Raw genomic sequence first — 1,818 nt, 5'->3', positions numbered from 1 at the left:
CGTCGCCGGTGCCCGGCACAATGACGCCATGGTGACTGCGCAGATCTCCGACACGGCCGCCCGGGGGCTCGGCGGGGTGAGCCCCGGCCGGGACGAGTTCCGCGCGCTGGCGGCCGACCGCCGGGTCATCCCGGTGGTGCGCAAGCTGCTGGCCGACGCGGACACGCCCGTGGCGCTGTACCGGAAGCTGGCGGGTGACCGGCCCGGCACCTTCCTGCTGGAGTCCGCGGAGAACGGGCAGTCGTGGTCGCGCTGGTCGTTCATCGGCGTGCACAGCCCCGCGGCGCTGACCGTCCGGGACGGGGAGGCCGTGTGGACGGGGACCCCGGTGGCGGGGCTGCCCACCGGCGGGGACCCGCTCGCGGTGCTCCGGGAGACCGTCGAGATCCTGCACACCGAACCGCTGCCGGGGATGCCCCCGTTGACCGGCGGGATGGTCGGCTACCTCGGGTACGACTCCGTGCGCTGGGTGGAGCGGCTGCCGGAGCTGGCCGAGAAGGATCTCGACATCCCCGAGCTGACGATGCTGCTGGCCACCGACCTCGCCGCCTTCGACCACCACGAGGGCACCGTCACCCTGATCGCGAACGCGGTGAACTGGGACGACTCGCCGGAGCGGGTGGACGCCGCCTACGACGACGCCGTGGCGCGGCTGGACGGCATGACCGCCCGCCTGGCCGAACCGGCACCCGCGACGAACGCCACCTTCGACCGGCCCGCGCCCGCGTTCACCCGGCGCCGTTCGGAGGCCGAGTTCCACGCCGCGGTGAACCGGGCGGTGGAGGCCGTGCACGCCGGGGAGGCGTTCCAGGTCGTACCCTCGCAGCGGTTCGAGATGCGCACGGGTGCCGACGCGCTGGACGTCTACCGCGTGCTGCGCACCTCCAACCCGAGCCCCTACATGTACCTGTTCCGGCTGGACGGCTTCGACATCGTCGGCTCCAGTCCCGAGTCGCTGGTGACGGTGCGGGACGGGCGGGCCACCACCCACCCGATCGCCGGGACCCGGTGGCGCGGGACGGACCCGGAGGAGGACGCGGCACTGGCCAAGGACCTGCTCGCCGACGACAAGGAACGCGCCGAGCACCTGATGCTGGTCGACCTCGGTCGCAACGACCTCGGCAAGGTCTGCCGCGCGGGCAGCGTACGGGTGGTCGACTTCTTCACCGTCGAGCGCTACAGCCACGTCATGCACATCGTGTCCACGGTCACCGGGGAGCTCGCCGAGGGCCGGACCGCCTTCGACGCCGTCCGGGCGTGCTTTCCCGCGGGGACCCTCACGGGGGCGCCGAAGGTGCGGGCGATGGAGCTGATCGAGGAGCTCGAACCGACCAGACGCGGCCTGTACGGCGGTATCGTGGGCTACCTCGACTTCGCCGGTGACGCCGACACCGCCATCGCGATCCGCACCGCGCTGATGCGGGACGGGGTGGCCCACGTGCAGGCGGGCGGCGGCGTGGTCGCCGATTCCGAACCCGGCTACGAGGACACCGAGGCGTTGAACAAGGCCAGGACCGTGCTGTCGGCGGTGGCCGCCGCCGACACGATGCGACCGGTGGGAGAGACCGGGACCGGTGACTGACGGCGACGATCCGGCGACGCGGGCAGCTGCCGCGCGTCGTCCACTGTGGACAGCATTGCTGGCGTTGGTGCTCGCGGCGGGCGCGCTGTGGGGTGCGTCGTCGCTCACCTGGGTCGAGGTGCCGCGGGGGCTGACCGTCGACGGCCGGATGGCCGACGACCTCACCGGCGCCGACCTGGTGTCCTGGCCCGTTCCGCTCGCCCTGCTGGCGCTGGCCGCGGTGCCCGCCCTGCTGG

The 1,818-nt window shown here is 73.3% G+C and carries 2 protein-coding genes; both read left to right on the top strand.

Features of this window, described 5'->3' with window-relative positions; genetic code table 11:
- Nucleotides 1-28 precede the first annotated feature (28 nt).
- Nucleotides 29-1,582, top strand: a complete 1,554-nt coding sequence (locus ACTIR_RS0112840; RefSeq protein ID WP_026454591.1) for an anthranilate synthase component I — start codon at nucleotides 29-31, stop codon at nucleotides 1,580-1,582.
- 55 nt (nucleotides 1,583-1,637) lie between these two features.
- Nucleotides 1,638-1,818, top strand: a 181-nt coding sequence (locus ACTIR_RS23150) for a Trp biosynthesis-associated membrane protein (protein ID WP_233345900.1), incomplete at its 3' end; no start/stop codon positions are given.

Origin of the sequence: Saccharomonospora iraqiensis subsp. iraqiensis, from assembly GCF_000430445.1 — a bacterium.
Classification (GTDB): Bacteria; Actinomycetota; Actinomycetes; order Mycobacteriales; family Pseudonocardiaceae; genus Saccharomonospora; species Saccharomonospora iraqiensis.
This window is presented reverse-complemented; position numbering and strand designations above follow the sequence as displayed.